Raw genomic sequence first — 26,303 nt, 5'->3', positions numbered from 1 at the left:
CATGGATTCCCCGGCCGCGCATGAGCACGGCCGGGGTGCGCGAGGAGCGCAAGCTGAAACTGAGGCTTGTCGTGACGACGCGGTTCCGGTGGAGGTTCGAGTCCTCCCCCCGGCATTCGCGTACATCCCCTGTACGCGGACGGGCCGGGGTAGCCCAAATGGCAGAGGCAGACCGCGATCAATCTCAGACTATTGCTCCAGACTCAGCATTCGCCGCCGATCGCCGGATCGGACGGGCTCGGGCCCATGCGCGTCGAAATGTTGGTTCGACTCCAACCCGCGGAGCTTCGATCTGCGGTCGTCTAAAGGAAGGACGCGGCGACATCACGACTGACCCGAGCTCTTAAAAGTGCCGGCGTGCCGAACGGGCGGCATCACTCAGGGCCCGGGGGCCGGCTACGCCCCCGGGCCCGCTCCCGTTTCCGGCCCCGGTCGCGTTCCGCCGGCGCGCGACACCCCCGCCCCACGAAGAACCGCTTGAAGTCGGGCAGGGGCACGGGACGGGTCGTTTGCGCCGAGCACCATGCGCAGACAGGTCACACCGCACAGGTGACCTGCCCAGCGTGCCTACTCGGCGGGCGACCGCGCCCCCGACTCCGCCCACCCCGGGTCGGCGGCCGGATCGAGTCCGCCCTCGACGATCGGGCCGACGAGTCCGGGCGAGGCGAACCGCGTATGGACGGCGAACCGGCATGCGGGGCAGCTCACTGGCGGTATCCGTTCAGGAAGCGGCCGATGCGGCTGATCGCCGCGTCCAGATCGTCGGCGTGCGGAAGGGTGAGGATCCGGAAGTGGTCGGGACGCGGCCAGTTGAAGCCGGTGCCCTGCACCACCTGGATCTTCTCCCGCAGCAGCAGGTCCAGGACGAACTTCTCGTCGTCGACGATGGGGTGCACCTTCGGATCGATGCGCGGGAACGCGTACAGCGCGCCCTTCGGCTTCACGCACGACACCCCGGGGATCTCGTTCAGCTTCTCCCAGGCCCGGTTGCGCTGCTCGTACAGCCTGCCGCCGGGTGCCACCAGCTCCCGGATGGACTGCCGGCCGCCGAGCGCGGCCTGGATGGCGTACTGCGCGGGCGCGTTCGGACACAGCCGCATGGAGGCGAGCATCGTCAGCCCCTCCAGGTAGCTGCGGGCGTGCTGCTGCGGACCGGACACCACCATCCAGCCGGAGCGGAATCCCGCCACCCGGTACGTCTTCGACAGCCCGCTGAAGGTGAGACAGACCAGGTCGGGTGCGAGGACCGCGACGCTGTGGTGCTCGGCGTCGTCGTAGAGGATCTGGTCGTAGATCTCGTCGGCGAGAACCATCAGACCGTGCCTGCGCGCCAGGTCGAGGATGCCCTCCAGGACCTCACGGGGATAGACGGCGCCGGTCGGGTTGTTCGGGTTGATGATCACCACCGCCTTGGTGCGGTCGGTGATCTTCGATGCCATGTCGGCGAGGTCCGGGTTCCAGTCCGACGCCTCGTCGCAGGTGTAGTGCACGGCCCTGCCGCCGGCCAGGGTGACCACGGCGGTCCACAACGGATAGTCGGGGGACGGGATCAGGACCTCGTCACCGTCCTCGAGCAGCGCCTGCACCGACATCGAGATCAGCTCGGAGACACCGTTGCCGAGGAAGATGTCGTCCACCCCGACATCGGTCAGCCCCATCGCCTGATAGCGCTGCGCCACCGCGCGGCGGGCGGAGAGGATGCCCCGAGAGTCGCTGTAGCCGTGGGCCTGGGGAAGCATCCGGATCATGTCCTGCACGATCTCCTCGGGCGCCTCGAACCCGAAGAGCGCGGGATTGCCCGTATTGAGGCGGAGCACGCTGTGGCCCGCCTCCTCCAGGGCGTTGGCATGCTCGATGACCGGGCCCCGGATCTCGTAACAGACCTCGTTGAGCTTGCTGGACTGCCGGAATTCCATGCGGTGCCTCCCCGACCCGATTGCGATACTTGGTTTTACCAAGCTCGGGCTTGGAAAGTCCAACAACATGTCTAGACTGCGTCGCATGCCACGTCAGCAGCCACCCGCACGCTCCACGCGCCGCCGCAGTTACGACCAGTTCTGCGCCACCGCCCGGGCCCTCGACTCCGTCGGCGACCGGTGGACCCTGCTGATCGTCCGTGAACTGCTGGCCGGTCCCCGCCGCTACACCGATCTGCACGCCGACCTTCCCGGCGTCAGTACGGACGTGCTCGCCTCCCGGCTCAAGGACATGGAGCAGGGCGGGCTGGCGACGCGCCGCCGGCTGCCGCCGCCCGCCGCCGCTTCGGTGTACGAACTGACCGCGCGCGGACATGGGTTGCTTCCGGTGCTCGCCGCGCTCGCCGAGTGGGGCGCGCCGGTGATCGGCGAGCGCCGGCCGACGGACGCGGTGCGGGCGCACTGGTTCGCACTTCCGCTGCTGCGGGCGCTCGGCGGGCTGACTCGTCGAGGGGTGGTCGAAGTCCACCTCGAGGAGGGGGAGTTCCATGTACGGACGGGTGGACCGGCCGAGGGTGCGGGGGTGTACGGGGACGGGCCCGCCACGCACGCCGATGCCCGGATCGTGCTCGACGGCGAGGTCTGTCTCGCCCTCGGGCGGGGCGAATTCACCCTCGCCGAGGCCGTGGAGGACGGGCGGATCGAGGTCGTGGGCGACGGCCCGCTGGCCGGTGAGCTGCGCGGCGCCCGAACACTGCCCTGACGGCCGCGGCCTCCGAGGGCCGGGCGCTCCGCACGAGCCCGGCGCTCCCCGTGCCGCCCGCGCCCCTCGTCGCCGCCGCGGCCCCGTGACTTCCTGCCGCCGCGACGCGCGGCGGCACCGTGAATAGCCTTCCGTGATGATGGACATGTGCGATTTGAAGCGATCACCTGGGAACGGCTGGCCGAGAGCATCGCCGCGCATGTCGACGGGCTGACGCCGGCCGACGGCGGGCCCTGGCTCAGGGTCGCCGTCGACGGGGCTCCGGCCGCCCGTACCGGAGAGCCGGCCGGGCGGATCGCCGAGGCGCTGCGGGTCCGTGGCCGTGCGGTGCTCGTGGTGTCCACCGAGGGATTCCTGCGCCCGGCGAGCCTGCGGTACGAGTACGGCAAGGAGGACCCGGACTCGTACGCCGCCGGCTGGTTCGACACGGGTGCGCTCTGGCGCGAGGTGTTCGGGCCGCTGGAGCCGGGCGGCGACGGCCGCGTGCTGCCCGACCTCTGGGATCCGGTGACGGACCGGGCCACCCGAAGCCCGTACCACCGGCTGCCGGAGGGCGGTGTGCTGGTGATGCACGGGCCGCTGCTGCTCGGGCACTGGTTCCCGTTCGACCTGAGCGTCCATCTGCGGCTGTCACCGGGCGCGCTGCGGCGGCGTACCGCGGAGAGCGAGCGGTGGACCCTGCCCGCCTTCGCGCGGTACGAGGACGAGGTGGCGCCCGACGGGGTTGCGGACGTGGTCGTACGGGCCGACGATCCGCTGCACCCGGCCTGGACCGGCCTGGACCGGGGGGCATGAGGGAGGCGGTCACCCGGCGGGCCGGCCGCCGACCGTCGTGACCGCCTCGGCGCCCGCCAGGCAGCCCGCCGCCGCAGCCGCGGCATCGTCCGCCCCCGCCAGCCGCGCCGCGAGGAACCCGCCGGTGAAGGCGTCGCCCGCCCCTGTCGTGTCCACCGGTCCCCGCACCGCCACGGCCGGAGCCTGCCCGGTCACCGCCCCTCCGGCAGCCAGCAGGGCGCCCATCTCGCCCAGGGTGACGACGACCTGGGGGAACAGGAGGCTCAACTCGGCCGCCGCTTCGGCAGGTTCGGAGAGCCCGGTGAGGAGTCGGGCCTCGTCCGCGTTCGGCAGCAGCAACTCCGCCCCTGCCACGGCCGCCAGGAACGCGTCGACGCCGAATCCGGAGAGGAAGCCGGCGGAGGCGGGGTCCACGCTCACCGGGACGTTCCGCCGTGCGGCCTCCCGCAGGACGACCCGTGCCGTCGCGCGGCTCGTCGCGGCGAAGAGGAGGTAGCCGGAGAGGTGGAGGTGCGCGATGCCGTCGAGCATGGACGGCGACCAGTCGGCAGGGGAGAGCCGCAGCACGGCGCCGCTGTCGGTGAGGAAGGTGCGTTCGGCGGCGGCGTCGACCAGCGCGACGACCGTCCCGGTCGGCGCCTCGTCGTCCACGGCCAGCAGCGGCCGGACTCCCGCCCGCCGCAGCACACGTTCGTGCCAGGCGGCGGAGTCCGCGCCCACCCGGGCCACCAGGCGCACGTCCCGGCAGCCCGAACGCGCGGCCCAGCACGCGACGTTGGCTCCGGCCCCGCCGGGCACCGTGCTGATCAGGGCTGCCGCGTCCGTGCCGTGGACCAGTGCCGAGCCGTGCCGCGCCACCACATCCGTGATCACGTCCCCCACGACGAGAAGACCACCGCCGGTCACCGGCGGCCCGCCGGGGCCTGCCCTGCCGGCCTGTCCCGGGCGGCGGCCCAGGCGACGGCGATCCGCGCCGCGAGCGACACGTTGCCCCGTACCGCGGCCAGGTTGGCCTCCAGCGATGCCCCGTCCGTCCGCCGCATCAGATGGTCCAGAAGGAAGGGCGTGACCGCCTGGCCCGTGATGCCGCGCTCACGGCACGCGTCCAGCGCCTCAGCCAGAACCAGGTCGTGCAGGGCGGGATCCAGTTGATCCGCCCGCGGTACGGGATTGGCGACGATCAGGGCCGCGGTGGGGCCACCGAGCGTCTCGGCGGCCCGCATCACCTCCGCGACCTCCTCGGGCGTATCCACCGTCCAGCCCACCGGCTCGCCCGAGCTGCTCAGATAGAAGCCGGGGAAGAGATCCGTGCCGTAGCCGAGAACCCCGACGCCGAGCGTTTCCAGGCGCTGCAGCGTGGCCGGCACGTCCAGGACCGACTTGACCCCCGCGCACACCACCGTGATGCCGGTCCGCGCGAGCAGCCGGAGATCCGCGGACTCGTCCTGCGTCTCGGTCCACCCGCGGTGCACTCCGCCGAGACCGCCGGTCGCGAAGACACGCAGCCCCGCGCGGGAGGCGAGGAACGCGGTCGCGGACACGGTCGTCGCCCCGCTCGCCCCTGCGGCCAGCGCCGGAGCGAGATCCCGGTGACCCAGCTTACGGATCGCCGGGTCCCCGGCGACCCGCTCCAACTGACTCTTGTCCAGGCCGATATGTGCTTGCCCGTCCAGTACGGCGATGGTCGCGGGGACGGCGTCCGCAGCCCGTACGAGCTCCTCCAGCTCCTCCGCGACCCGCAGGTTCCGGGGGCGTGGCAGGCCGTGCGCGATGATCGTCGACTCCAGTGCCACGACGGGGCGGTGTGCGGCGAGGGCGTCCCGTACCTCGGCGGAGAGGGCCGGTGCGTACGGCTGGGTGCGAGGCGACGCGTTCGGTGACATGTCCACATCCCTGTCGCGGGCGGCCCGCCCTCAAACGTGCCCAGGGGTCCGGTGCGGGGCGGGCGCCGGCCGGGCAGCTCAGAACAGGGGCTGCGGCAGCACCCCTTCCAGCGCCAGCAACTGCCGTTTGGTCTCCAGGCCGCCGCCGAACCCGCCCAGTCCGCCGTCGCTCTCCACCACCCGGTGGCAGGGCACCACCACGGGCAGCGGATTGGCGCCCATGGCCGCGCCGACCGCCTGCGCCGCACCCGGCTGCCCGACCCGCTGGGCAAGGTCTCCGTACCCGACGACCGTCCCGTACGGCACGCCGGCTGCCAGCTCACGCAGCACCTGACGGTTGAATCCCGAGGTCAGGGACCAGTCCAGGTCGAGGGAGAACTCCTTCAGCGAGCCCGCGAAGTACGCCGCGAGCTGCCGTATCGGCTCGGCGAGACGGGCGGAGCCGGGTGCCTCCACCGGCTCCGCCCCCAGGCGCGTCCGCAACTGCCCGACCGCACGGTCCTGCACCGCGGGGCGTGCGTGGAAGACCACGCTCACCAGTCCGGTGCTGGTCGCGGCGAGCAGCAGCGGTCCGATGCCGCTCCCGACGACGGCCCACTCGGCCCTCGTCCCCGCGCCGGTCCCGCCGGTGACGTCCCCGTTGCTTTCCATGCGGTCCACGGTACGGTGCGCCACTGACAACGGGGTGGGGAGCTGTCCGCCGCCGGTCGTCAGCCGATGGCCCTGCGCACCACGTCGGGGGTGTTGGTGATGATCCCGTCGACGCCGAGCCGGTCCGCCTTCACCGCGGTCGGCGCGTCATTGACCGTCCACGTGTTGAGCCGGAGTTTCCGGCCGTGCGCGCCCTTCAGCGCGTGCACGGCCGCCACGTACCGGGCGCCGATCGAGGTGAACGAGGCGTTGATCTGGTCGGCGAACGCCGCGTACGACCTCAGGTCGGCGACCGCGGGGGAGCCGAGGAAACCGGTGGTGATGTCCGGACGCTGCTGGTGCACCTTCTTGATGCTGCCCGCACCGAAGCTCTGGATCACGAGCCGGTTCTTGATGTGGCCGGGGTCGAGCCACCCCTTCCGGCCCAGCACCCGCAGCGTCTCCTTCTCGATCCCGGGGTAGATCTCCGGGCTCTTGATCTCCAGCAGCAGGTTCTGGTGGTTGTGCTCGATCCGGTCCAGGTACTGCGCGAGCGTGGGGACACGGGTGCCGGCGTACCGCGCACCGAACCAGCTGCCCGCGTCCAGCCGGGCGATCTCGGCGGCCGTGAACTGCTTGACCGCCCACGGAGCACGGCCCGGGAAGACCTTCTCGACGTCGGTGGTCCGCCTCAGGTCGGTGTCGTGGACGACGACCAGCACCTTGTCCCTGGTGAGCTGGACATCGTTCTCCACCCAGTCGAAGCCGAGACGGTCCGCCCGGTCGACGGCGGCCAGGGTGTTCTCCGGCGCGTACGCCGAGGCGCCCCGGTGGGCGAAGACGACAGGGGGGCCGGCGGACGCGCCCGCGGCCCGCGCGCTCACTGTCCGGATACCGGTACCCGTGGCCGCCCCCGGCCCGGTGTCCGGGGTCCGCGAACCGGGGGTCGGCAGAAGCAGTGCGCCGACACCCAGCAGCGCGGCGGCAGCGAGAGAGGCGGTTGCGGTGCGTGCGTACACGTGTGCTCCTTGCGGCGAAGTGGCGTACGGGCCGGGGGTGAAAGCCGCTCCCGGCGAGGAACGGGCGAAGGGCGGCCACTTCGTGAACGCGGCAGGCCGGATCCGGGTCACGGGCTTGTTTCCTTGTCGATAAAATGAAGCTCTTCGGTTTGTCTGCCGGGCCTTGCGCCTTATGGTCACCCCGAACCAGGGCTTCCTCGAAGGGTGTACGAGCATGCAGGGCACGATCGACGGTTTCGGCTACGGAGCGATGACACCCGTCGTGGCGTTCCTCATGGCGTGCCTCGGCGCGGCCCTCGGACTGCGCTGCACGCTGCGGTCGCTGCGCACCGAACGCTCCTTCAAGGCCGGCTGGCTGGCTCTCGGCGCGACCTCCATCGGGTCCGGCATCTGGACGATGCACTTCATCGCGATGACGGGATTCAGCGTCGAAGGGGTGCCGATCGGCTACGACACACCGGTCACCTTCGCCAGCCTGGCCATCGCGATCGTGATGGCCGGCATCGGCATCTTCATCGTCGGCTACCGGGGCGCGGCCCCGATGTCCCTGGTCACCGGCGGCACCATCACCGGACTCGGCGTGGCGAGCATGCACTACCTCGGCATGGCCGGAATGCGTCTCCAGGGGCAGTTCGAGTACAACACGCCGACCGTGGCGCTCTCGGTCGTCATCGCCGTCGTGGCCTCGACGGCCGCACTGTGGGCGGCGGTCTCCCTCAGCGGATTCCTGCCCAGCCTCGGCGCGGGCGTGGTGATGGGCGTGGCGGTCACCGGGATGCACTACACCGGCATGGCCGCGCTCAGCGTCCATCTGCATCCGGCATCCCCCGCCGGCTCCGGCGACGCGTCGTCCGCCCGGCTGGTCCCGCTGATGATCGGCCCGGCCTGCTTCCTGCTGCTGGCCGCGGTGGTCGTGATGTTCGACCCGTTCGTGGTGGCGGAGGCCACGGACCGGGGCGCCCCGCGGAACGGGCACGGCACCGGGCGGCTCCCCGGCATCCCGGTCCAGCGGTCCGGTACCCACGCCGACCCCGCCGCGTTCCGGCCGGGGCGCCGGGGCTCCCCGTCCTCCCGGAACCGCTGACCGGGCCCGGTTGTCAGTGGCGGGTCGTACGGTGGATCCATGCGGCCCGTTTCGAGTATCGAACGTTCGGTGACGCCCTTCGAGGTCGTCAGTCCCTACCAGCCCAGCGGTGACCAGCCCGCGGCCATCGCCGAGCTGGAGCGGCGTGTCCGGGCAGGTGAGAAGGACGTCGTGCTGCTCGGCGCGACCGGCACCGGCAAATCGGCGACCACCGCCTGGATGATCGAGAAGCTGCAGCGTCCGACCCTGGTGATGGCCCCGAACAAGACGCTCGCCGCCCAGCTGGCGAACGAGTTCCGCGAGCTGCTCCCCAACAACGCCGTCGAGTACTTCGTCTCGTACTACGACTACTACCAGCCCGAGGCGTACATCCCGCAGTCGGACACCTACATCGAGAAGGACTCGTCGATCAACGACGAGGTCGAGCGGCTGCGTCACTCCGCGACGAACTCGCTGCTCACCCGCCGCGATGTCGTCGTGGTCGCCTCGGTCTCCTGCATCTACGGCCTCGGTACGCCGCAGGAGTACGTGGACCGCATGGTCCCGCTCAAGGTCGGCGAGGAGATCGACCGAGACCAGCTGCTGCGCCGTTTCGTCGAGATCCAGTACACCCGCAACGACGTCGCGTTCACCCGCGGCACCTTCCGGGTGCGGGGCGACACCATCGAGATCTTCCCGGTCTACGAGGAGCTCGCCGTCCGCATCGAGATGTTCGGCGACGAGATCGAGGCTCTCTCCACCCTCCATCCGCTCACCGGCGAGGTCATCAGCGAGGACCGCGAGCTCTACGTCTTCCCCGCCAGCCACTACGTGGCGGGCCCCGAACGCATGGAGAAGGCGGTCAACGGCATCGAGCAGGAGCTGGAGCAGCGCCTCGCCGAGCTGGAGAAGCAGGGCAAGCTGCTGGAGGCGCAGCGGCTGCGGATGCGGACCACGTACGACATCGAGATGATGCGCCAGATCGGTACCTGCTCCGGCATCGAGAACTACTCGATGCATCTGGACGGCCGCTCGCGCGGCACCGCCCCCAACACCCTCCTCGACTACTTCCCCGAGGACTTCCTGCTCGTCATCGACGAGTCGCACGTCACCGTGCCGCAGATCGGCGCGATGTACGAGGGCGACGCCTCCCGCAAGCGCAGCCTCGTCGACCACGGCTTCCGGCTGCCGTCCGCCCTCGACAACCGCCCGCTGAGGTGGGAGGAGTTCACCGAGCGGATCGGCCAGACCGTCTATCTCTCCGCCACCCCGGGCAAGTACGAGCTGTCCCGCGGCGACGGGTTCGTGGAGCAGATCATCCGCCCCACCGGTCTCGTCGACCCCGAGGTCGTCGTCAAGCCCACCGAGGGCCAGATCGACGACCTGGTGCACGAGATCCGCAAGCGCACCGAGAAGGACGAGCGCGTCCTGGTCACCACGCTCACCAAGAAGATGTCCGAGGACCTCACGGACTACTTCCTGGAGCTGGGCATCCAGGTCCGTTACCTGCACAGCGACGTCGACACGCTCCGCCGGATCGAACTGCTCCGCGAACTGCGCGCCGGGGAGTACGACGTGCTGGTCGGCATCAACCTCCTCCGCGAGGGCCTCGACCTGCCCGAGGTGTCCCTGGTGGCCATCCTCGACGCCGACAAGGAGGGCTTCCTGCGTTCCGGGACGTCGCTCATCCAGACCATCGGCCGCGCGGCCCGCAACGTGTCCGGCCAGGTCCATATGTACGCGGACAAGATCACCCCGGCGATGGAGAAGGCCATCGACGAGACCAACCGCCGCCGGGAGAAGCAGATCGCGTACAACACCGAGCGCGGTATCGACCCCCAGCCGCTGCGCAAGAAGATCAACGACATCGTCGCCACGATCGCCCGGGAGGAGATCGACACCGAGGAGCTGCTCGGCAGCGGATACCGGCAGGGGAAGGCCGTCAAGGCCCCGGTTCCCGAGCTCGGCGGCAAGGCGGGCAGGGCGGCCAAGGCGGGCAGGGCCGGATCGAAGAAGGCGGGCGCGGTGGTCACGGACCGGCCCGCCACCGAACTCGCCGGGATCATCGAGGAGATGACCGACAGGATGCGGGCGGCCGCCGCGGACCTGCAGTTCGAGGTGGCCGCGCGGCTGCGCGACGAGGTCGGCGAGCTGAAGAAGGAGCTGCGCCAGATGCGGGAGGCGGGGCTCGCCTGACGCGTGGTGCCCGGTGTGTTGCAGGACCGACACAAAAGCGCCGCAAGGCTGCTGTGTCCTCGGCGTGACTGCGTAGGGTGCTGGGCAACCGCACGGACGGGTGCGGTGGCCAGCGGAGAGGGGACGCGCGTGACGGTCAACATGACCAAGGGTCAGGCCATCAGCCTGCAGAAGAGCGACGGAGGGACCCTGACCGCGGTACGGATGGGGCTCGGCTGGCAGGCGGCTCCGCGCCGCGGTCTGTTCGGCTCACGCACGCGGGAGATCGACCTGGACGCCTCGGCGGTGCTGTTCGCCGACAAGCAGCCGGTCGACGTGGTCTTCTTCCGTCATCTCACCAGCGACGACGGATCGGTCAAGCACACCGGCGACAACCTGGTCGGCGGTGCCGGTTCCGGCGGCGACGACGAGGCGATCCTCGTCGACCTGCAGCGGGTGCCGGTCCACATCGACCAGATCGTCTTCACGGTGAACTCGTTCACCGGCCAGACGTTCCAGGAGGTGCAGAACGCCTTCTGCCGCATCGTCGACGAGACCAACGGCCAGGAACTCGCGCGCTACACGCTGGACGGCGGCGGCCAGTACACCGCCCAGATCATGGCCAAGGTGCACCGTGCGGGCGCCGGGTGGCAGATGACGGCGCTCGGGACCCCGGCCAACGGCCGCACCTTCCAGGACCTGATGCCGGCGATCCTGCCGCACCTGTAGGCACGGCCGGGCCGGTCGGTCCGTATCGGTACGCGCAGCTCCCGGAGGCATCGGCCGCCGGGAGCTGCATCGCATGCCACGGCACCGTATGCCGGGGCTCCGTATGCCGGGCACCCCTGTGCGGGCGTCGGACGGCACCGCATCAGCGGGCACCGCAGCGCGCGGCTCGGCAGACCGTGGCACCGGGCGCGCGCTTCAACTCGTCGAGGGGACAGGGCAATGACGGCCGAGCTGGTCCGGGGGCAGAACCACACGTTGTCCCAGACCCGTCTGGAGATCCGGGTGTCGGCCGGCACACCGGTCATGGCCGGTGCCACGCTTGGCGACGAACGGGGCACGGTGCACGGTGCCGAGTGGGTCGCCCACCCCGGCTCGCCCCAGCTGCCCGGGCTCGAAGTGTCCGGACAGGCCGCCGCCGACCACCGGCTCGCCGTGGACCTCGACGCCCTGCCGCCGTCCGTACACCGCGTCACCGTGCTGCTCGCCCTGCCCATGGAGGCGGGCGGCCCGGACCGGTTCGGCGCGGTGCCCGCACCGTTCGTCGCCGTCACCGGCCTCGGAGGCACCGGGATCGCCACCTTCACCCTCACCGGACTCGACACCGAATCCGCGGTCGCCGCCCTGGAGCTCTACCGCCGCCAGGGCGCCTGGAAGGTCCGTGCGGTCGGCCAGGGATACGCGGGCGGCCTCGCCGCGATGCTCGCCGACCAGGGCGTGCCCGGCGCACCCGAGCTGGCCCGGTCTATCAAGGAGGCGGTCGCCCGCGGCATGGCCCGCTCGGTGGCGCCGCCCCCGCCCCGCACGCCGCAGGGCGACCGGGTCCGCCACGCAGGCGCCGGCCGGCAGTCACCCGTCCCGCCCCAGGCCGCCGCACCGGTCGACGGCCGGGCCCCGGCGGGTCCCATCGACTACGCGCATCCGCGGCGCGGGGCCGCGGCGCCGGCGCCCCCGTCGTCGTCGCCGCCCGCCGCGCCGCCCGCCGAACCGGGCCGGCCCGCCCAGCCCGTCGCCGGTGACGCGGCCGGCTGGTCCATGGAGGAGCGCCTCTACAACCAGGTCTGGGGCATGTTCGAGGACCTGGCGCGCACCACCGCCGCGTACCGGAGCGCCGTCGACTTCGCCGAGTCCCGCATGGACCAGGAACTCGACCGGGCGCTCGCCGACCCGCGGGGCAGGACCGGCGGAGCGGGGGACCGGGCCCGCGAGGAGGCACGCGCCAAGCGGGACGGGCTGACCGACCGGGCCCAGGAGGCACTCGACCGGGACCTCGCCCAGCTGGCCGCCGAGTCCGCCGTCGTCGAACCCGCGCTCCCTGCCGCCTACGCGGGCTGGGACAGCCCCGCCTGGCATGCCTACCGTGTCCCCATGGAGATCCCCATGGCGATGCGGATCGGCGACCTCCATCTGCCCGAGAGCGCCGGGCTGCGCATCCCGCTGCTCGTACGGCTGCCGCTGGAGCGCGGGATCTGGATCGACAGCGGCCGCACGGCCTCCGAGGCCGCGGCCCTGACCGATGCGGACCGGCTCCGCCGGCTCGCCATGGATCACGCGGTCGCGCACGCGGCCCGGCTGCTCGCCGTCCACCCGGCGGGCGAGTTCTCCGTCCACGTCATCGACCCCGCGGGCTCGGCCGCGGCGGCGCTCGCGCCCCTGGTCGACTCCGGGGCGCTCGCCCCGCCGGCCGTTGCCGGGACCCCGTGGAAACCGCCCGCCGAAACCGGCCACCCCGGCCCCCCGGCCGCGCCCGCCCCGTATCCGGTCGCCGCCGGAGCCGGGGGAGTCGCCGCCGTCCTCGCCCACCTCACCCGGCGCGTCGACCTGGTGCAGATGGCGATCAGGGCCGGCGCCGCCGACGCGCTCCCGCCGGACCTGGACACCGCCCAGCAACTGCTGATCGTCAACGACTTCCCGTACGGCTTCGACGACCGGGCCGTCACCCAGCTGCGCTATCTCGCCGACGAGGGGCCGTCGGCCGGTGTCCACCTCCTGATGGTCGCGGACCGGGCGGACGCCGGCGCGTACGGGCCGGTGCTCGACCCGCTCTGGCGCTCCCTGCTGCGGATCACCCCGGTCGCCGACGACCACCTGGCCGACCCCTGGGTCGGCCACGCCTGGACGTACGAGCCGCTGCGGACACCGCCCGGCAGTCAGGTGCTGCAGCAGGTGCTCGCCCGAGTGGCCGCCGCGCGCCGCACCGGACGGTCATGAGAGCAATCCCCTCTCCGAGCGGGCCGTTGAGGAATTTTTACCCTGCACTTTACCTTTTCTTGGTATTCCCTGTACTGTTCCTTGGACGGAGGGGAGTACTCCCATACGCGGCGTGCCCGTCAGTACGGACTGTGACCGGTCCCGGGGCGCCGGCCCGCGGCGCGCACCCCGTGCGCCCGGGTGGAAGAGACCTCCGGCAGCGACGACGCTGATCAGTAGCCGTAGCGAACTGCCGGAGGCGCAGTGGACGTTTCATGGACCCTCTGGGCGCTGACCATTCTCGGTCTGTCAGCCCTCATCGCCGTCGACTTCTTCATCGGGCGCAAACCTCATGACGTGACGACGAAGGAAGCCGGACTCTGGACGATCGTCTGGATCGTGCTGGCCGCGCTCTTCGGGCTCGGCCTGCTCCTCTCCGGTGAGAGCCAGGCGGCCGGCGAGTTCTTCGCCGGTTACATCACCGAGAAGTCGCTCAGTGTCGACAACCTCTTCGTCTTCGTCCTGATCATGGCGAAGTTCGCGGTGCCCTCCCACCTCCAGCAGCGTGTGCTGCTGGTCGGCGTGCTGATCGCGTTGGTACTGCGAGCGATCTTCATCGCCGCCGGCGCCGCGGTCATCGCCAACTTCTCGTGGGTCTTCTACATCTTCGGCGCGTTCCTGATCTACACGGCCTGGAAGCTCATCCAGGAGGCGCGGACCGACGAGGAGGAGGACGAGTTCGAGGAGAACCGTCTCCTCAAGTCGATCGAGCGCCGGTTCGGTGTCGCCGACAGGTATCACGGCACCAAGCTCTTCATCAGGGCCAACGGCAAGCGCGTCATGACCCCGCTGATGGTCGTCATGCTCGCCATCGGCACCACCGATGTGCTCTTCGCGCTGGACTCGATCCCCGCGATCTTCGGCCTGACCCAGGACCCGTACATCGTCTTCACCGCCAATGCCTTCGCCCTGATGGGGCTGCGGCAGCTGTACTTCCTCATCGGCGGTCTGCTGAAGAAGCTGGTCCACCTCAGTTACGGGCTGTCGGTCATCCTCGGCTTCATCGGCGTCAAGCTGGTGCTGCACGCCCTGCACGAGTCCGGGGTGCATGTCCCCGAGATCTCCATCCCGGTCTCGCTCGGCGTCATCTGCGGCGTACTGGTGATCACCACGATCACCAGCCTGATCGCGAGCAGGAGGCAGGCGGCGGCCGAGGGCGAGCAGGAGGCGGAGAAGAACTCCACCATCGAGGCCTGACCACTACCGTCGGCCGGGGCCCGGGGCGATGACCGCCCGCCCCGGCCGGCGGCCGTCCTCACCACCGGCGACGTGCGGGACGGCCCCGGCAGGGACGCGCGGCGGGGCGGGGCCCGGCCCGGGTCACCAGCCGCGTGCGCGCCACTCGGACAGCTGCGGCCGCTCGTCGCCGAGCGTCGTGTCGTGGCCGTGGCCCGGGTAGACCCAGGTCTCGTCGGGCAGCTCGTCGAAGAGCTTGGTCTCCACGTCGTGGAGCAGGCTCGCGAACGCCTCGGGGTCCTTGTGCGTATTGCCGACCCCGCCGGGGAAGAGGCAGTCCCCGGTGAACAGGTGCGGGGCGCCGTGCGGGTCGTCGTAGACCAGGGCGATGGAGCCCGGGGTGTGGCCGACCAGATGCCGGGCGGTCAGCGTCACCCGCCCCACCCGGATCGTGCCGTTGTCGTCGACCAGCACATCGGTCGGCACCGGGATGCCCTCGGCGTCGTACCGCCCGGCGAAGGTGCGTGCGCCGGTGGCCGCCACCACCTCGCCCAGAGCCTGCCAGTGGTCGCCGTGCCGGTGCGTGGTGACGACGGACGCGATGGAGTCGTCACCGATCAGCTGCAGCAGGATCCCGGGCTCGGCGGCCGCGTCGATCAGGAGCTGCTCGCCGGTGGCCCGGCAGCGCAGCAGATAGGCGTTGTTGTTCATCGGGCCGACGGCGACCTTGGAGATCATCAGATCCGTCAACTCGTGTACATCCGCAGGTCCGCCGACCTTGACCGCTCCGCTGTACGTCATGCGTCTCAGCCTATAGCGGCGGCAGTGCGGGGAGCGGGCCGCCTTCGGTCTTCAGCGCCGAGCCGTCACGACGCCCGGCGAGCCAGCCGAGCAGCTCCGGGGCCGTGCCACGGACCACGACCGGTCCGCCTTCCGCGTCGCCGCCGGTGGTCCAGAACCGGCCGTCGTCGGCGGCCACGCCCGTGGAGGGGACATCCGGGTGCCCGGCGAACCGCTCCGTGAGGAAGTCGATCTCACGGGTCACGAATTCGTCCGGCAGGTCCTCCAGCTCGTAGCCGACGCCCAGGTCGACATGGTGCAGTTCGACCTCGATCCGACGGCGGAAGGGGACGCGGGAGGCGGAGTCGGTCACACCGTTGCGCATGGTGACGGTGCGGGACCAGTCGGCCGGGACGGCGGCCGCGGCCTCGAAACGTGCGGCGCTTCCGCGCAGGTCGGCCAGGTGCTCGGAAAGCGGTCGCGTCGCATCGCGCTCGATGTCGCGTTCGCGGGTTTCGCTGTCTGCGTACATCGGCCGGCCCTGGAGAACATTTACCAGCGCGTCGGCGTTACGAGAGAGATGCGCAAGGACATGGCGTCGGCTCCAGCCCGGCAGACGGGACGGCGCGGCCGCGGCGAGATCGTCCATCGCGGCCGCTGCGCCGAGGAACCGATCGGTCGCCTCACGGAGGGCTGCCAGGTCGAGCGCATGATCAGTCATGGGGCCGAGCCTAGCCTCGCCACTCGTTCGGGTGAAGGAGTCGACGGACGTCCGTAAATCGAATGTGCGTGCTATACGCTCGTAATCGAAAGCTTCGACCAACGCTGTGGCGCCCCCCATACCCTGGGACAGGGGCTCAGTTCCCCCACTTCTCTCCAGAAAGGTGCGGACCGGCGTGACCGACCGTCTCATCGTCCGTGGCGCTCGCGAGCACAATCTCAAGAACGTCTCGCTCGACCTTCCCCGCGACTCCCTCATCGTCTTCACCGGGCTCTCCGGGTCGGGCAAGTCGTCGCTCGCGTTCGACACGATCTTCGCCGAGGGCCAGCGCCGCTACGTGGAGTCGCTCTCCTCGTACGCCCGGCAGTTCCTCGGCCAGATGGACAAGCCGGACGTCGACTTCATCGAGGGCCTGTCGCCCGCCGTCTCCATCGACCAGAAGTCGACCTCGCGCAACCCGCGCTCGACGGTCGGCACGATCACCGAGGTGTACGACTACCTCCGGCTGCTCTTCGCCCGGATCGGCAAACCGCACTGCCCCGAGTGCAGCCGGCCGATCTCCCGCCAGTCGCCGCAGGCCATCGTCGACAAGGTGCTCGGCCTGCCCGAGGGCAGTCGTTTCCAGGTGCTGTCGCCGCTGGTGCGCGAGCGCAAGGGGGAGTTCGTCGACCTCTTCGCCGATCTGCAGACCAAGGGCTACAGCCGGGCCCGGGTCGACGGCCTGACCATCCAGCTCTCCGAGCCGCCCAAGCTGAAGAAGCAGGAGAAGCACACCATCGAGGTGGTCATCGACCGCCTCACGGTGAAGGACAGTGCCAAGCGCAGGCTGACCGACTCGGTCGAGACCGCGCTCGGGCTCTCCGGCGGCATGGTCGTGCTCGACTTCGTCGATCTTCCCGAGGACGACCCCGAGCGTGAGCGGATGTACTCCGAGCACCTCTACTGCCCGTACGACGACCTCTCCTTCGAGGAGCTGGAGCCGCGCTCCTTCTCCTTCAACTCGCCGTTCGGCGCCTGCCCCGACTGCACGGGTATCGGCACACGGATGGAGGTCGACCCGGAGCTGATCGTCCCCGACGAGGAGAAGTCGCTCGACGAGGGCGCGATCCACCCCTGGTCGCACGGCCACACCAAGGAGTACTTCGGGCGTCTGATCGGCGCGCTCGCCGAAGCGCTCGGTTTCCGTACGGACATCCCGTGGGCCGGACTCCCGCAGCGCGCCAAGAAGGCGCTGCTCCACGGCCACAAGATCCAGACCGAGGTCCGCTACCGCAACCGCTACGGACGGGAGCGCGCCTACACCACGCCGGCCTTCGAGGGCGCGCTGCAGTTCGTCAAGCGGCGGCACTCCGAGGCCGAGAGCGACTCCAGCCGGGAGCGCTTCGAGGGCTACATGCGCGAGGTGCCCTGCCCGACCTGTGAGGGCACCAGGCTCAAGCCGATCGTTCTCGCGGTGACGGTGATGGAGAAGTCCATCGCCCAGGTCGCCGCGATGTCGATCAGCGAGTGCGCCGAATTCCTCGGCCGGATGAAGCTGAACGCCCGGGACAGGAAGATCGCGGAGCGGGTGCTGAAGGAGGTCAACGAGCGGCTGAAGTTCCTGGTCGACGTCGGCCTCGACTACCTCTCGCTGAACCGTGCCGCAGGCACCCTGTCCGGTGGCGAGGCGCAGCGCATCCGGCTCGCCACCCAGATCGGCTCCGGCCTCGTCGGCGTGCTGTACGTGCTGGACGAGCCCTCCATCGGCCTGCACCAGCGCGACAACCACCGGCTGATCGAGACACTGGTCCGGCTCCGCGACATGGGCAACACGCTCATCGTCGTCGAGCACGACGAGGACACCATCAAGGTCGCCGACTGGGTCGTCGACATCGGCCCCGGCGCGGGTGAGCACGGCGGCAAGGTGGTCCACTCCGGCTCGCTCAAGGAGCTGCTGGCCAACGACGAGTCGATCACCGGCCAGTACCTGGTCGGCAAGAAGGCCATCCCGATGCCCGACATCAGGCGTCCGGTCGATCCGGGGCGCCTGCTCACGGTGCACGGCGCCCGGGAGAACAACCTCCAGGACATCGACGTCTCCTTCCCGCTCGGGGTGCTCACGGCCGTCACGGGCGTCTCGGGATCGGGGAAGTCGACGCTGGTCAACGACATCCTCTACACCCACCTGGCGCGCGAGCTGAACGGCGCCAAGTCGGTCCCCGGCCGTCACACCCGGGTCGACGGCGACGACCTCGTCGACAAGGTGGTGCACGTCGACCAGTCGCCCATCGGCCGTACGCCCCGGTCCAACCCGGCGACGTACACCGGCGTCTTCGACCACGTCCGCAAGCTGTTCGCCGAGACGATGGAGGCGAAGGTGCGCGGCTATCTGCCGGGCCGCTTCTCCTTCAACGTCAAGGGCGGCCGCTGCGACAACTGCTCCGGCGACGGCACGATCAAGATCGAGATGAACTTCCTGCCGGACGTCTACGTCCCGTGCGAGGTCTGCCACGGGGCGCGGTACAACCGGGAGACGCTGGAGGTCCATTACAAGGGCAAGTCCATCGCCGAGGTGCTGGACATGCCGATCGAGGAGGGGCTGGAGTTCTTCGAGGCCGTCCCGACGATCGCCCGCCACCTCCGTACGCTCAACGAGGTGGGCCTCGGGTACGTCAGGCTCGGCCAGTCCGCGCCGACGCTCTCGGGCGGCGAGGCGCAGCGGGTGAAGCTCGCGAGCGAGCTGCAGAAGCGCTCCACCGGCCGGACGGTCTACGTTCTGGACGAGCCGACCACCGGACTCCACTTCGAGGACATCAGCAAGCTCATCAAGGTGCTGTCCGGACTGGTCGACAAGGGCAACTCGGTGATCGTCATCGAGCACAACCTCGATGTCATCAAGACCGCGGACTGGGTCATCGACATGGGTCCCGAGGGTGGCAACGGCGGCGGCCTGGTCATCGCCGAGGGCACGCCGGAGCAGGTCGCCACCGTCCCGGCGAGCCACACCGGCAAGTTCCTGCAGGGCATCCTGGACGCGGACCGGGTGAGCGAGGCGGCGGTGCCCGCGGCGCGCAAGCCGGTCCGTAAGGCGGCCGCGAAGCAGGCGGTGGCCGCGAAGTCGGCCCCGGCGAGGAAGACGGCGACGGCCAAGACCGGCACGGGCGCCGCCGCCAAGCCCGCCGCGGCGAAGAAGGCGACCCGCGCGCGCAAGGCCTGACGCGCAGACGCGTCGAGGTGGCGGCTCCCGGCCGGAGAGAGGGAGCCGCCACCTCGGGCTGCTGCTGCGCAGGCGCCCGCATGACCGGCTCCGACCAGGCACGACCGTTCACGACCGGCCCGGCCGCAGGGCCACCGGTCTCCGCCGGTATCGTCGGTTCTGTCACCGATGCCTGTGGTGTCCCGGGGCAGACAGCGCCCCCGACGCCGCCCGGCGGTTCTCTGACACCCCTCTTCGTTCCGTATCTCCGACCCCGTGGAGTCCGCATGTCCGGCCAGCCCGCCGCCCGCCGCACCGTGCTGAAGGGTGCCGCTCTCGCCGGTGTCGCCGGGCTGGGGGTGGCCGCCTGCTCGACCGATTCGAAGCTCGGTCACGCGCAGACGCCGACCCCCACCGCCCCCGTCGAGCTCGGCTCCCCCGACGAGGTGCCGGTCGGTGAGTCCAAGCTCTACCGCGAGCAGCGGGTCGTCGTCAGCTGCCCGGCCAAGGGGCAGTACAAGGCGTTCAGCGCCCAGTGCACCCACGCGGGCTGCCTCCTGGAGAAGGTCGAGCACAACGAGGGGCAGTGCCCCTGCCACGGCAGCCGCTTCGACACGACCACCGGCAAGGCCGTGCACGGCCCGGCCACCGTGCCGCTGCCCTCGGTCCCGGTCAGGGTCGAGGGCGGAAAGCTGATCGCCGGTCCCGACGCCTGACATCCCCGGGCCGGGTCACTCCCACTCCCAGTCGATACCGATCAGACCGGGCCGTACCGCCTGTTCCACCAGGTGTACGGTCCGGTGCCGGCCGGTGGGGGTGAGCTCCGCGCGGCTGCCGCGCGGAGACCCCGACGACGACTGGGCGAAGCGGCGGCACCGCACCGGCAGCGCATCCTCGTCGAAGCGCACCTGCAGCACGTACTGTCCGCCGGGGAAGCCGAAGGCTTGGACGTACTCGTTGCAGGGGCCGCCCGTACCGTCGTCGAACCCGTACCCGAAGAGGTACGTCTCACCGGCTCGCAGCCGGGCGTCGAAGAGCAGCTCGGCGACGAGCACGCCCGTCTCCCGGTCCCAGCGGACCCTGCCGGTCCGGCAGTTCTCCCTGGCCGACACCGCCACCCTCCCCGGGTCGCAGCCCGGATCACCGTCGTACACGGCGAAGTAGCGGTCGACGCCGTCGCGGTGCGCCCGCACGACATGCTGCGAGTGCCGGTGCCGCATCTCCCGGCCGGGTCCGATCCGTACCCGCTCCTGGTGCCCCACCGTGTGCAGCCCGCTGCCGGGGGACGACCCCGGGGCGCCGAGCAGCCGCTCCACCGCGCCGGACGTCTCCTTCGGCGAACGGTAGGGACGCGGGGCGGGACGTTCGGCGTCCGTGTCGGCGTCACCGGTCCGCAGGAGCCGGAGCAGCGAGTTCTCCGGCAGCCTCAGCACCTCCTCCAGCGCCTCCACCGCCCGCAGCGACTCGGCGCGCTGCGGGCGCCGCGCGCCCTGCTGCCAGTAACACAGGCTGGTCACGCCGACCTTGACCCCGCGGTGCGCGAGATGGTGCTGCACCCGCTGGAGGGGGAGCCCGCGCACCGAGAGGGCGGTGCGCAGCGCCAGATGGAAAGGTCCGGTGTGCAGCACCTGCGCCAGTTCGGCCTCGGTGTGCTGCATGACGTACCTCCAGTGAACGGTCGTGACACGGGCGGCGGGCCGCGCCGGGGGAGTGGGGCGGCAGGCGGCCGGGGCGGGCCGTGCACGCTTCCGCCACGTCGTTCACACCGCGTTGTTCCCCCGCATTGAAGCGTGTTGACCCGTCTCCGACAACGGTTGGCGCTCCTTCCGCTCGGTCCGCGCGCACTCCGGCGACTTCCGCCACCTCCCGCCACGGGAGGAACACCGTGCGCAACCGCACATCACGGCCGGGCGGCCGCCGCTCCCGGCTCCGCGGTCCGCCCGGTGCTCCGTACCCAGGAGCGCGGCACCACCGCCGAGGGCTCCGCACTGTCACTGCCCGCAAGTAGGGTGGGAGGCATGGCAGACCCCTCCAGCTACCGCCCCAAGCCGGGACAGATCCCCGACTCCCCGGGGGTCTACAAATTCCGCGACGAGCACCGCCGGGTGATCTACGTCGGCAAGGCCAAGAGCCTCCGCCAGCGCCTGGCCAACTACTTCCAGGACCTGGCCCACCTCCACCCGCGCACCCGCACGATGGTCACCACGGCAGCCTCCGTCGAATGGACCGTGGTCGCCACGGAGGTCGAGGCGCTGCAGCTGGAGTACTCCTGGATCAAGGAGTTCGACCCGCGGTTCAACGTCAAGTACCGCGACGACAAGAGCTATCCGTATCTCGCGGTCACGCTGAACGAGGAGTTCCCGCGGGTCCAGGTCATGCGTGGCGCCAAGAAGAAGGGCGTGCGTTACTTCGGTCCGTACGGGCACGCCTGGGCGATCCGTGAGACCGTCGACCTGATGCTCCGGGTCTTTCCCGTGCGTACGTGCTCCGCCGGTGTCTTCAAGAACGCCGCACGGACCGGCCGCCCCTGCCTTCTCGGCTACATCGGCAAGTGCTCGGCGCCGTGCGTCGGCCGCGTCACCCCCGAGGAACACCGCGAACTGGCGGACGACTTCTGCGACTTCATGGCCGGCCGCACGGGCACGTACATCCGCCGCCTGGAGAAGGACATGATGGTGGCGGCGGAAGAGATGGAGTACGAGCGGGCGGCCCGCCTCCGCGACGACGTGGAGGCCCTCAGGCGCGCCCTGGAGAAGAGCGCCGTCGTCCTCGCCGATGCCACCGACGCCGACCTGATCGCGCTGGCCGAGGACGAGCTCGAAGCCGCCGTGCAGATCTTCCACGTCCGCGGCGGCCGGGTGCGCGGCCAGCGCGGCTGGGTCACCGACAAGGTCGAGGCGGTCGAGACCTCGGACCTCGTCGAGCACGCACTGCAGCAGCTTTACGGGGAGGAGAGGGGCGACGCCGTGCCCAAGGAGGTCCTCGTCCCGGCCCTCCCCGAGGATCCCGCGGCGGTCTCCCAGTGGCTCGCCGACCGCCGCGGCTCCCAGGTCAGCCTGCGTATCCCGCAGCGCGGCGACAAGAAGGACCTGATGGTGACGGTCCAGCGCAACGCCCAGCAGGCCCTGGGGCTGCACAAGACCAGGCGCGCCTCCGATCTGACGACCCGCTCCCGCGCCCTGGAGGAGATCGCCGAGGCGCTCGGTCTCGATACGGCTCCGCTGCGTATCGAGTGCTTCGACATCTCCCATCTCCAGGGCGACGACGTGGTCGCGTCCATGGTCGTCTTCGAGGACGGTCTGGCGCGTAAGAGCGAGTACCGCCGCTTCCAGATCAAGGGCTTCGAGGGGCAGGACGACGTCCGGTCGATGCATGAGGTGATCGGCCGGCGGTTCAAGCGGTACCTCCAGGAGAAGGAGCGGACGGGGGAGTGGGAGGAGACCCCCGCCCCGACCGGAGCCGTCCCCGCCCCGGCGGCTGCCGCGACGGCCGTGCCCGAGCCGGTCGACGCGGCACCGGACGGCGACCCCTTCGGGAGCGAGCCCCGTGAGGACGACGGCCGCCCCAAGCGGTTCGCCTACCCGCCGCAGCTCGTCGTGGTGGACGGCGGCCAACCGCAGGTCGCCGCGGCCAAGCGCGCCCTCGACGAACTGGGGATCGACGACATCGCCGTCTGCGGTCTCGCCAAGCGCCTCGAAGAGGTCTGGCTGCCCGATGACGACGACCCCGTGGTCCTGCCCCGTTCGAGCGAGGGGCTCTACCTGCTGCAGCGCGTCCGCGACGAGGCCCACCGCTTCGCCATCACCTATCAGCGGGCCAAGCGGGCCAAGCGCATCCGGTCCAGCCCGCTGGACGCGGTCACCGGCCTCGGCGACACCCGGAAGCAGGCGTTGATCAAACATTTCGGCTCCGTGAAGAAGCTGAAGCAGGCGACAATCGATGAGATCTGCGCGGTTCCGGGGATAGGCCGCAGGACGGCGGAATCGGTGGCCGCCGCCCTCGCCTCGACCGCCCCGGCGGCGCCCGCCGTGAACACGGCGACAGGAGAGATCATTGAAGAGGACGACGGGGGCAGCACAGCATGACTGAGCGTGAACAGGAACAAGCACACCGGCAGCACGACGCGCACGGGCCGGAGCGCGCGCAGGACAGCAGAGACCGAGCAGACGGAGCAGGACACGTGAGTACGGGCACCACGACCGAGACCGGTGATGCCGCCGCGGCCATCCCGGAGCTGGTGATCATCTCCGGGATGTCGGGCGCCGGGCGGTCCACCGCCGCCAAATGCCTGGAGGACCTCGGCTGGTTCGTCGTCGACAACCTGCCGCCCGCGCTGATCCCCACCATGGTGGAGCTCGGCGCCCGGTCCCAGGGCAATGTGGCCAGGATCGCCGTGGTCGTGGACGTACGCGGCCGCCGGTTCTTCGACAACCTCCGGGAGTCCCTGGCGGACCTCGCGGCCAAGCACGTCACCCGGCGGATCGTCTTCCTGGAGTCCTCCGACGACGAGCTGGTCCGTCGCTTCGAATCGGTCCGCCGCCCGCATCCCCTCCAAGGCGACGGCCGCATCGTCGACGGCATCGCCGCCGAGCGCGACCTGCTGCGCGAGCTGCGCGGCGACGCCGACCTGGTGATCGACACCTCCAGCCTCAACGTGCACGAACTGCGGGCCAAGATGGACGCCCAGTTCGCCGGCGACGAGGAGCCGGAGCTGCGCGCCACGGTGATGTCGTTCGGCTTCAAGTACGGCCTGCCGGTCGACGCCGACCTGGTGGCGGACTGCCGCTTCCTGCCCAACCCGCACTGGGTCCCGGAGCTGCGCCCGTTCACCGGACTCAACGAGGAGGTCTCCGCCTACGTCTTCGACCAGCCGGGCGCCAAGGAGTTCCTCAACCAGTACACCGAGCTCCTCCAGCTCGTCGCCGCGGGTTACCGCCGCGAGGGCAAGCGCTACGTGACGATCGCCGTCGGCTGCACGGGCGGCAAGCACCGTTCCGTCGCGATGTCCGAGAAACTCGCCGCCCGGCTCGCGGGCGAAGGGATCGAGACCGTCCTCGTCCACCGGGACATGGGGCGCGAGTGACCGCCCGCAATCTGCGCCTGCGAAGGCTGCGCAGAGCCACCTCCGCGCTGTCGGCCCGCAAGCGCGGCGCCCAGCCCAAGGTCGTCGCCCTCGGCGGCGGAATGGGCCTGTCCGCATCGCTCGCGGCGCTCCGCCGGATCACCGGTGACCTGACCGCCGTGGTCACCGTCGCCGACGACGGCGGCTCCAGCGGCCGGCTCAGGGAAGAGCTCGGCGTCCTGCCGCCCGGCGACCTCCGCAAGGCGCTCGCCGCGCTCTGCGGGGACGACGACTGGGGCCAGACCTGGGCGCAGGTCATCCAGCACCGCTTCCAGTCCAAGGGCGATCTGCACGAGCACGCGGTCGGCAATCTGCTGATCGTGGCCCTGTGGGAGCAGCTGGGCGACCATGTGCAGGCCCTCGACCTGGTCGGCAGGCTGCTCGGCGCGCACGGCCGGGTGCTGCCCATGTCCGCGGTGCCGCTGGAGCTCCAGGCGCTCGTACGGGGGCACGACCCGGCCCGCCCGGACGACGTGGACACGGTGCGCGGCCAGGCCACCGTGGCGCTCACCCCGGGCGAGGTGCAGTCCGTGCACCTGGTTCCGCACGACCCGCCGGCCGTCCCGGAGGCGGTCGAGGCGGTCCTGGACGCGGACTGGGTGGTGCTCGGCCCGGGGTCCTGGTTCTCCTCGGTGATCCCGCACCTGCTCGTACCGGAACTGCTCGACGCGCTCGTGACGACGAAGGCCCGTAAGGTCCTCTCGCTCAACCTCGCACCGCAACCCGGTGAAACTGATGGCTTCTCCCCGCAGCGTCATTTGGAGGTTTTGGGACGACACGCCCCTAAACTCGCCCTGGACGTGGTGCTGGCCGACGAAGCCGCCGTGCCCGATCGCGAGTCCCTCGCCGATGCCGCCAAACGGCTCGGCGCCGCGGTCGAGCTGGCGCCGGTGGCCTCACCCGACGGCGTTCCGATTCATGATCCGGAGCTGTTGGCCGCCGCGTACGACCGTATTTTTCGGATGCATGGAAGGATCGGCCCATGGCGATGACGCCAGCGGTGAAGGACGAAATCTCTCGGCTTCCCGTGACCCGGACCTGCTGCAGGAAGGCAGAGGTTTCGGCGATTCTTCGGTTCGCGGGCGGGCTGCACCTGGTGAGCGGCCGGATTGTGATCGAGGCGGAGCTGGACACGGCGATGGCGGCGCGCCGGCTGAAGCGGGACATCCTCGAAATCTTCGGCCACAGCTCCGAGCTGATCGTGATGGCGCCCGGCGGTCTGCGGCGCGGCTCCCGCTATGTCGTACGGGTGGTGGCGGGCGGCGACCAGCTGGCCCGGCAGACCGGACTCGTGGACGGCCGCGGCCGCCCCATCCGCGGTCTTCCCCCGCAGGTGGTCTCGGGGGCCACCTGCGATGCCGAGGCGGCCTGGCGCGGAGCCTTCCTGGCCCACGGTTCGCTCACCGAGCCCGGACGCTCGTCCTCGCTGGAGGTCACCTGCCCCGGCCCGGAGGCGGCGCTCGCGCTGGTCGGCGCGGCCCGCAGGCTCTCCATCGCGGCGAAGGCCCGCGAGGTGCGCGGTGTGGACCGCGTCGTCGTCCGCGACGGTGACGCGATCGGTGCCCTGCTCACCCGGCTCGGCGCCCACGAGTCGGTGCTGGCCTGGGAGGAGCGGCGGATGCGCCGCGAGGTCCGGGCGACCGCCAACCGGCTCGCCAACTTCGACGACGCGAATCTGCGCCGGTCGGCGCGGGCCGCGGTGGCCGCAGGCGCCCGGGTAGGGCGCGCCCTGGAGATCCTGGGCGAGGAGGTGCCCGAACACCTCGCGGCGGCCGGACGGCTGCGCATGGAGCACAAGCAGGCATCGCTGGAGGAGCTGGGCGCGCTCGCCGACCCGCCGCTGACCAAGGACGCGGTCGCCGGCCGGATCCGCCGGCTGCTGGCCATGGCCGACAAGCGGGCCCAGGACCTCGGTATCCCGGGGACGGAATCGACTCTCAGCGAGGAGCTCGCCGACGGCCTGGTGGGCTGAGGCGCGGCAGGGCGCAAGCACGCCGAAAACGGAACAGGCGCCATTCACCAAGGTATTGACGCCCCGTAATCGTCGCTGCATGCAAGGGCGAGCATCCGGAGGCCCGTACTCCTACTGGGGAGTACGGGCCTCCGCGG

The 26,303-nt window shown here is 71.0% G+C and carries 22 protein-coding genes and 1 tRNA gene; 14 read left to right on the top strand and 9 right to left on the bottom strand.

Features of this window, described 5'->3' with window-relative positions; translation table 11 throughout:
• Positions 1–29: 29 nt before the first annotated feature.
• Positions 30–115: transfer RNA gene (locus ACFVXE_RS03660), tRNA-OTHER, on the top strand.
• A 452-nt stretch (positions 116–567) separates the two neighbouring features.
• On the opposite strand, the gene ACFVXE_RS03655 is transcribed toward ACFVXE_RS03660, so the two are convergent.
• A complete protein-coding gene (locus ACFVXE_RS03655) occupies positions 568–708 on the bottom strand; it encodes a hypothetical protein (protein ID WP_389668813.1) in 141 nt (46 codons plus the stop codon).
• On the bottom strand, positions 705–1,916 hold the full coding sequence (locus ACFVXE_RS03650) for a pyridoxal phosphate-dependent aminotransferase (protein WP_389668811.1): 1,212 nt from the start codon (positions 1,914–1,916) through the stop codon (positions 705–707). Before ACFVXE_RS03650 ends, ACFVXE_RS03655 begins: the two co-directional genes overlap by 4 nt.
• 85 nt (positions 1,917–2,001) lie before the next feature.
• Between ACFVXE_RS03650 and ACFVXE_RS03645 the strand changes: the two genes are divergently transcribed.
• Complete coding sequence (locus ACFVXE_RS03645) at positions 2,002–2,679, top strand: winged helix-turn-helix transcriptional regulator (RefSeq protein WP_389668809.1); 678 nt, start codon at positions 2,002–2,004, stop codon at positions 2,677–2,679.
• A 147-nt stretch (positions 2,680–2,826) separates the two neighbouring features.
• Entirely contained in the window at positions 2,827–3,474 is a 648-nt protein-coding gene (locus tag ACFVXE_RS03640; RefSeq protein WP_389668807.1) for a uridine kinase, read from the top strand.
• 9 nt (positions 3,475–3,483) lie between these two features.
• On the opposite strand, the gene ACFVXE_RS03635 is transcribed toward ACFVXE_RS03640, so the two are convergent.
• The 4 genes from ACFVXE_RS03635 to ACFVXE_RS03620 form a co-directional block, all read right to left on the bottom strand.
• A complete protein-coding gene (locus ACFVXE_RS03635) occupies positions 3,484–4,356 on the bottom strand; it encodes a carbohydrate kinase family protein (protein WP_389668805.1) in 873 nt (290 codons plus the stop codon).
• A 20-nt stretch (positions 4,357–4,376) separates the two neighbouring features.
• Complete coding sequence (locus ACFVXE_RS03630) at positions 4,377–5,357, bottom strand: pseudouridine-5'-phosphate glycosidase (protein WP_389668803.1); 981 nt, start codon at positions 5,355–5,357, stop codon at positions 4,377–4,379.
• Positions 5,358–5,435: 78 nt separating this feature from the next.
• A complete protein-coding gene (locus ACFVXE_RS03625; RefSeq protein WP_389668801.1) occupies positions 5,436–6,008 on the bottom strand; it encodes a methylated-DNA--[protein]-cysteine S-methyltransferase in 573 nt (190 codons plus the stop codon).
• Positions 6,009–6,067: 59 nt separating this feature from the next.
• Entirely contained in the window at positions 6,068–7,006 is a 939-nt protein-coding gene (locus ACFVXE_RS03620; RefSeq protein ID WP_389668799.1) for a glycerophosphodiester phosphodiesterase, read from the bottom strand.
• 214 nt (positions 7,007–7,220) lie between these two features.
• On the opposite strand from ACFVXE_RS03620, the gene ACFVXE_RS03615 reads away from it, so the two are divergent.
• The 5 genes from ACFVXE_RS03615 (at position 7,221) to ACFVXE_RS03595 (ending at position 14,417) form a co-directional block, all read left to right on the top strand.
• Entirely contained in the window at positions 7,221–8,090 is an 870-nt protein-coding gene (locus ACFVXE_RS03615) for an MHYT domain-containing protein (protein ID WP_389668797.1), read from the top strand.
• Between the two features lie 39 nt (positions 8,091–8,129).
• On the top strand, positions 8,130–10,265 hold the full coding sequence (uvrB, locus tag ACFVXE_RS03610) for an excinuclease ABC subunit UvrB (protein ID WP_389668795.1): 2,136 nt from the start codon (positions 8,130–8,132) through the stop codon (positions 10,263–10,265).
• Between the two features lie 129 nt (positions 10,266–10,394).
• Positions 10,395–10,973 carry a TerD family protein gene (locus ACFVXE_RS03605; RefSeq protein ID WP_389668793.1) on the top strand — a complete coding sequence of 193 codons (579 nt, stop codon included), beginning with the start codon at positions 10,395–10,397 and terminating at the stop codon, positions 10,971–10,973.
• A gap of 219 nt (positions 10,974–11,192) precedes the next feature.
• Positions 11,193–13,181, top strand: coding sequence for a TerD family protein (locus ACFVXE_RS03600; RefSeq protein ID WP_389668791.1), 1,989 nt, complete (start codon positions 11,193–11,195; stop codon positions 13,179–13,181).
• Positions 13,182–13,424: 243 nt separating this feature from the next.
• Positions 13,425–14,417, top strand: coding sequence for a TerC family protein (locus tag ACFVXE_RS03595; RefSeq protein ID WP_389668789.1), 993 nt, complete (start codon positions 13,425–13,427; stop codon positions 14,415–14,417).
• 123 nt (positions 14,418–14,540) lie between these two features.
• On the opposite strand, the gene ACFVXE_RS03590 is transcribed toward ACFVXE_RS03595, so the two are convergent.
• Both ACFVXE_RS03590 and ACFVXE_RS03585 read right to left on the bottom strand, forming a co-directional pair.
• Complete coding sequence (locus ACFVXE_RS03590; protein ID WP_389668787.1) at positions 14,541–15,197, bottom strand: MBL fold metallo-hydrolase; 657 nt, start codon at positions 15,195–15,197, stop codon at positions 14,541–14,543.
• Positions 15,198–15,207: 10 nt separating this feature from the next.
• Positions 15,208–15,897 (bottom strand): maleylpyruvate isomerase family mycothiol-dependent enzyme, encoded by a 690-nt coding sequence (locus ACFVXE_RS03585; RefSeq protein WP_389668785.1) that lies wholly within the window; start codon positions 15,895–15,897, stop codon positions 15,208–15,210.
• A gap of 175 nt (positions 15,898–16,072) precedes the next feature.
• Here ACFVXE_RS03585 and uvrA point away from each other — a divergent pair, with 175 nt between their 5' ends.
• Complete coding sequence (gene uvrA, locus ACFVXE_RS03580) at positions 16,073–19,093, top strand: excinuclease ABC subunit UvrA (RefSeq protein WP_389668783.1); 3,021 nt, start codon at positions 16,073–16,075, stop codon at positions 19,091–19,093.
• Positions 19,094–19,359: 266 nt separating this feature from the next.
• Positions 19,360–19,788 (top strand): Rieske 2Fe-2S domain-containing protein, encoded by a 429-nt coding sequence (locus tag ACFVXE_RS03575; RefSeq protein WP_389668781.1) that lies wholly within the window; start codon positions 19,360–19,362, stop codon positions 19,786–19,788.
• Positions 19,789–19,803: 15 nt separating this feature from the next.
• Here the strand turns inward: ACFVXE_RS03575 and ACFVXE_RS03570 are convergent, their stop codons facing one another.
• Positions 19,804–20,730, bottom strand: coding sequence for a hypothetical protein (locus ACFVXE_RS03570; RefSeq protein ID WP_389668779.1), 927 nt, complete (start codon positions 20,728–20,730; stop codon positions 19,804–19,806).
• 360 nt (positions 20,731–21,090) lie between these two features.
• Here ACFVXE_RS03570 and uvrC point away from each other — a divergent pair, with 360 nt between their 5' ends.
• Genes uvrC through whiA form a run of 4 tightly spaced genes read left to right on the top strand, consistent with a single transcriptional unit; the run spans position 21,091 to position 26,166 of the window.
• Positions 21,091–23,157 carry an excinuclease ABC subunit UvrC gene (gene uvrC, locus ACFVXE_RS03565; RefSeq protein WP_389668777.1) on the top strand — a complete coding sequence of 689 codons (2,067 nt, stop codon included), beginning with the start codon at positions 21,091–21,093 and terminating at the stop codon, positions 23,155–23,157.
• Positions 23,154–24,155 (top strand): RNase adapter RapZ, encoded by a 1,002-nt coding sequence (rapZ, locus tag ACFVXE_RS03560; protein WP_389668775.1) that lies wholly within the window; start codon positions 23,154–23,156, stop codon positions 24,153–24,155. The genes uvrC and rapZ overlap by 4 nt, the downstream gene beginning before the upstream one ends.
• Positions 24,152–25,186 carry a uridine diphosphate-N-acetylglucosamine-binding protein YvcK gene (yvcK, locus tag ACFVXE_RS03555; protein WP_389668773.1) on the top strand — a complete coding sequence of 345 codons (1,035 nt, stop codon included), beginning with the start codon at positions 24,152–24,154 and terminating at the stop codon, positions 25,184–25,186. Before rapZ ends, yvcK begins: the two co-directional genes overlap by 4 nt.
• A complete protein-coding gene (gene whiA / locus ACFVXE_RS03550) occupies positions 25,177–26,166 on the top strand; it encodes a DNA-binding protein WhiA (RefSeq protein WP_030919772.1) in 990 nt (329 codons plus the stop codon). Before yvcK ends, whiA begins: the two co-directional genes overlap by 10 nt.
• Positions 26,167–26,303 lie beyond the last annotated feature (137 nt).

It is taken from the genome of Streptomyces sp. NPDC058231 (assembly GCF_042882275.1).
In the GTDB taxonomy this organism is placed as follows: Bacteria; Actinomycetota; Actinomycetes; order Streptomycetales; family Streptomycetaceae; genus Streptomyces.
Note: the sequence above shows the minus strand (reverse complement) of the source record. Positions and strands in the feature narration are given on the sequence as shown.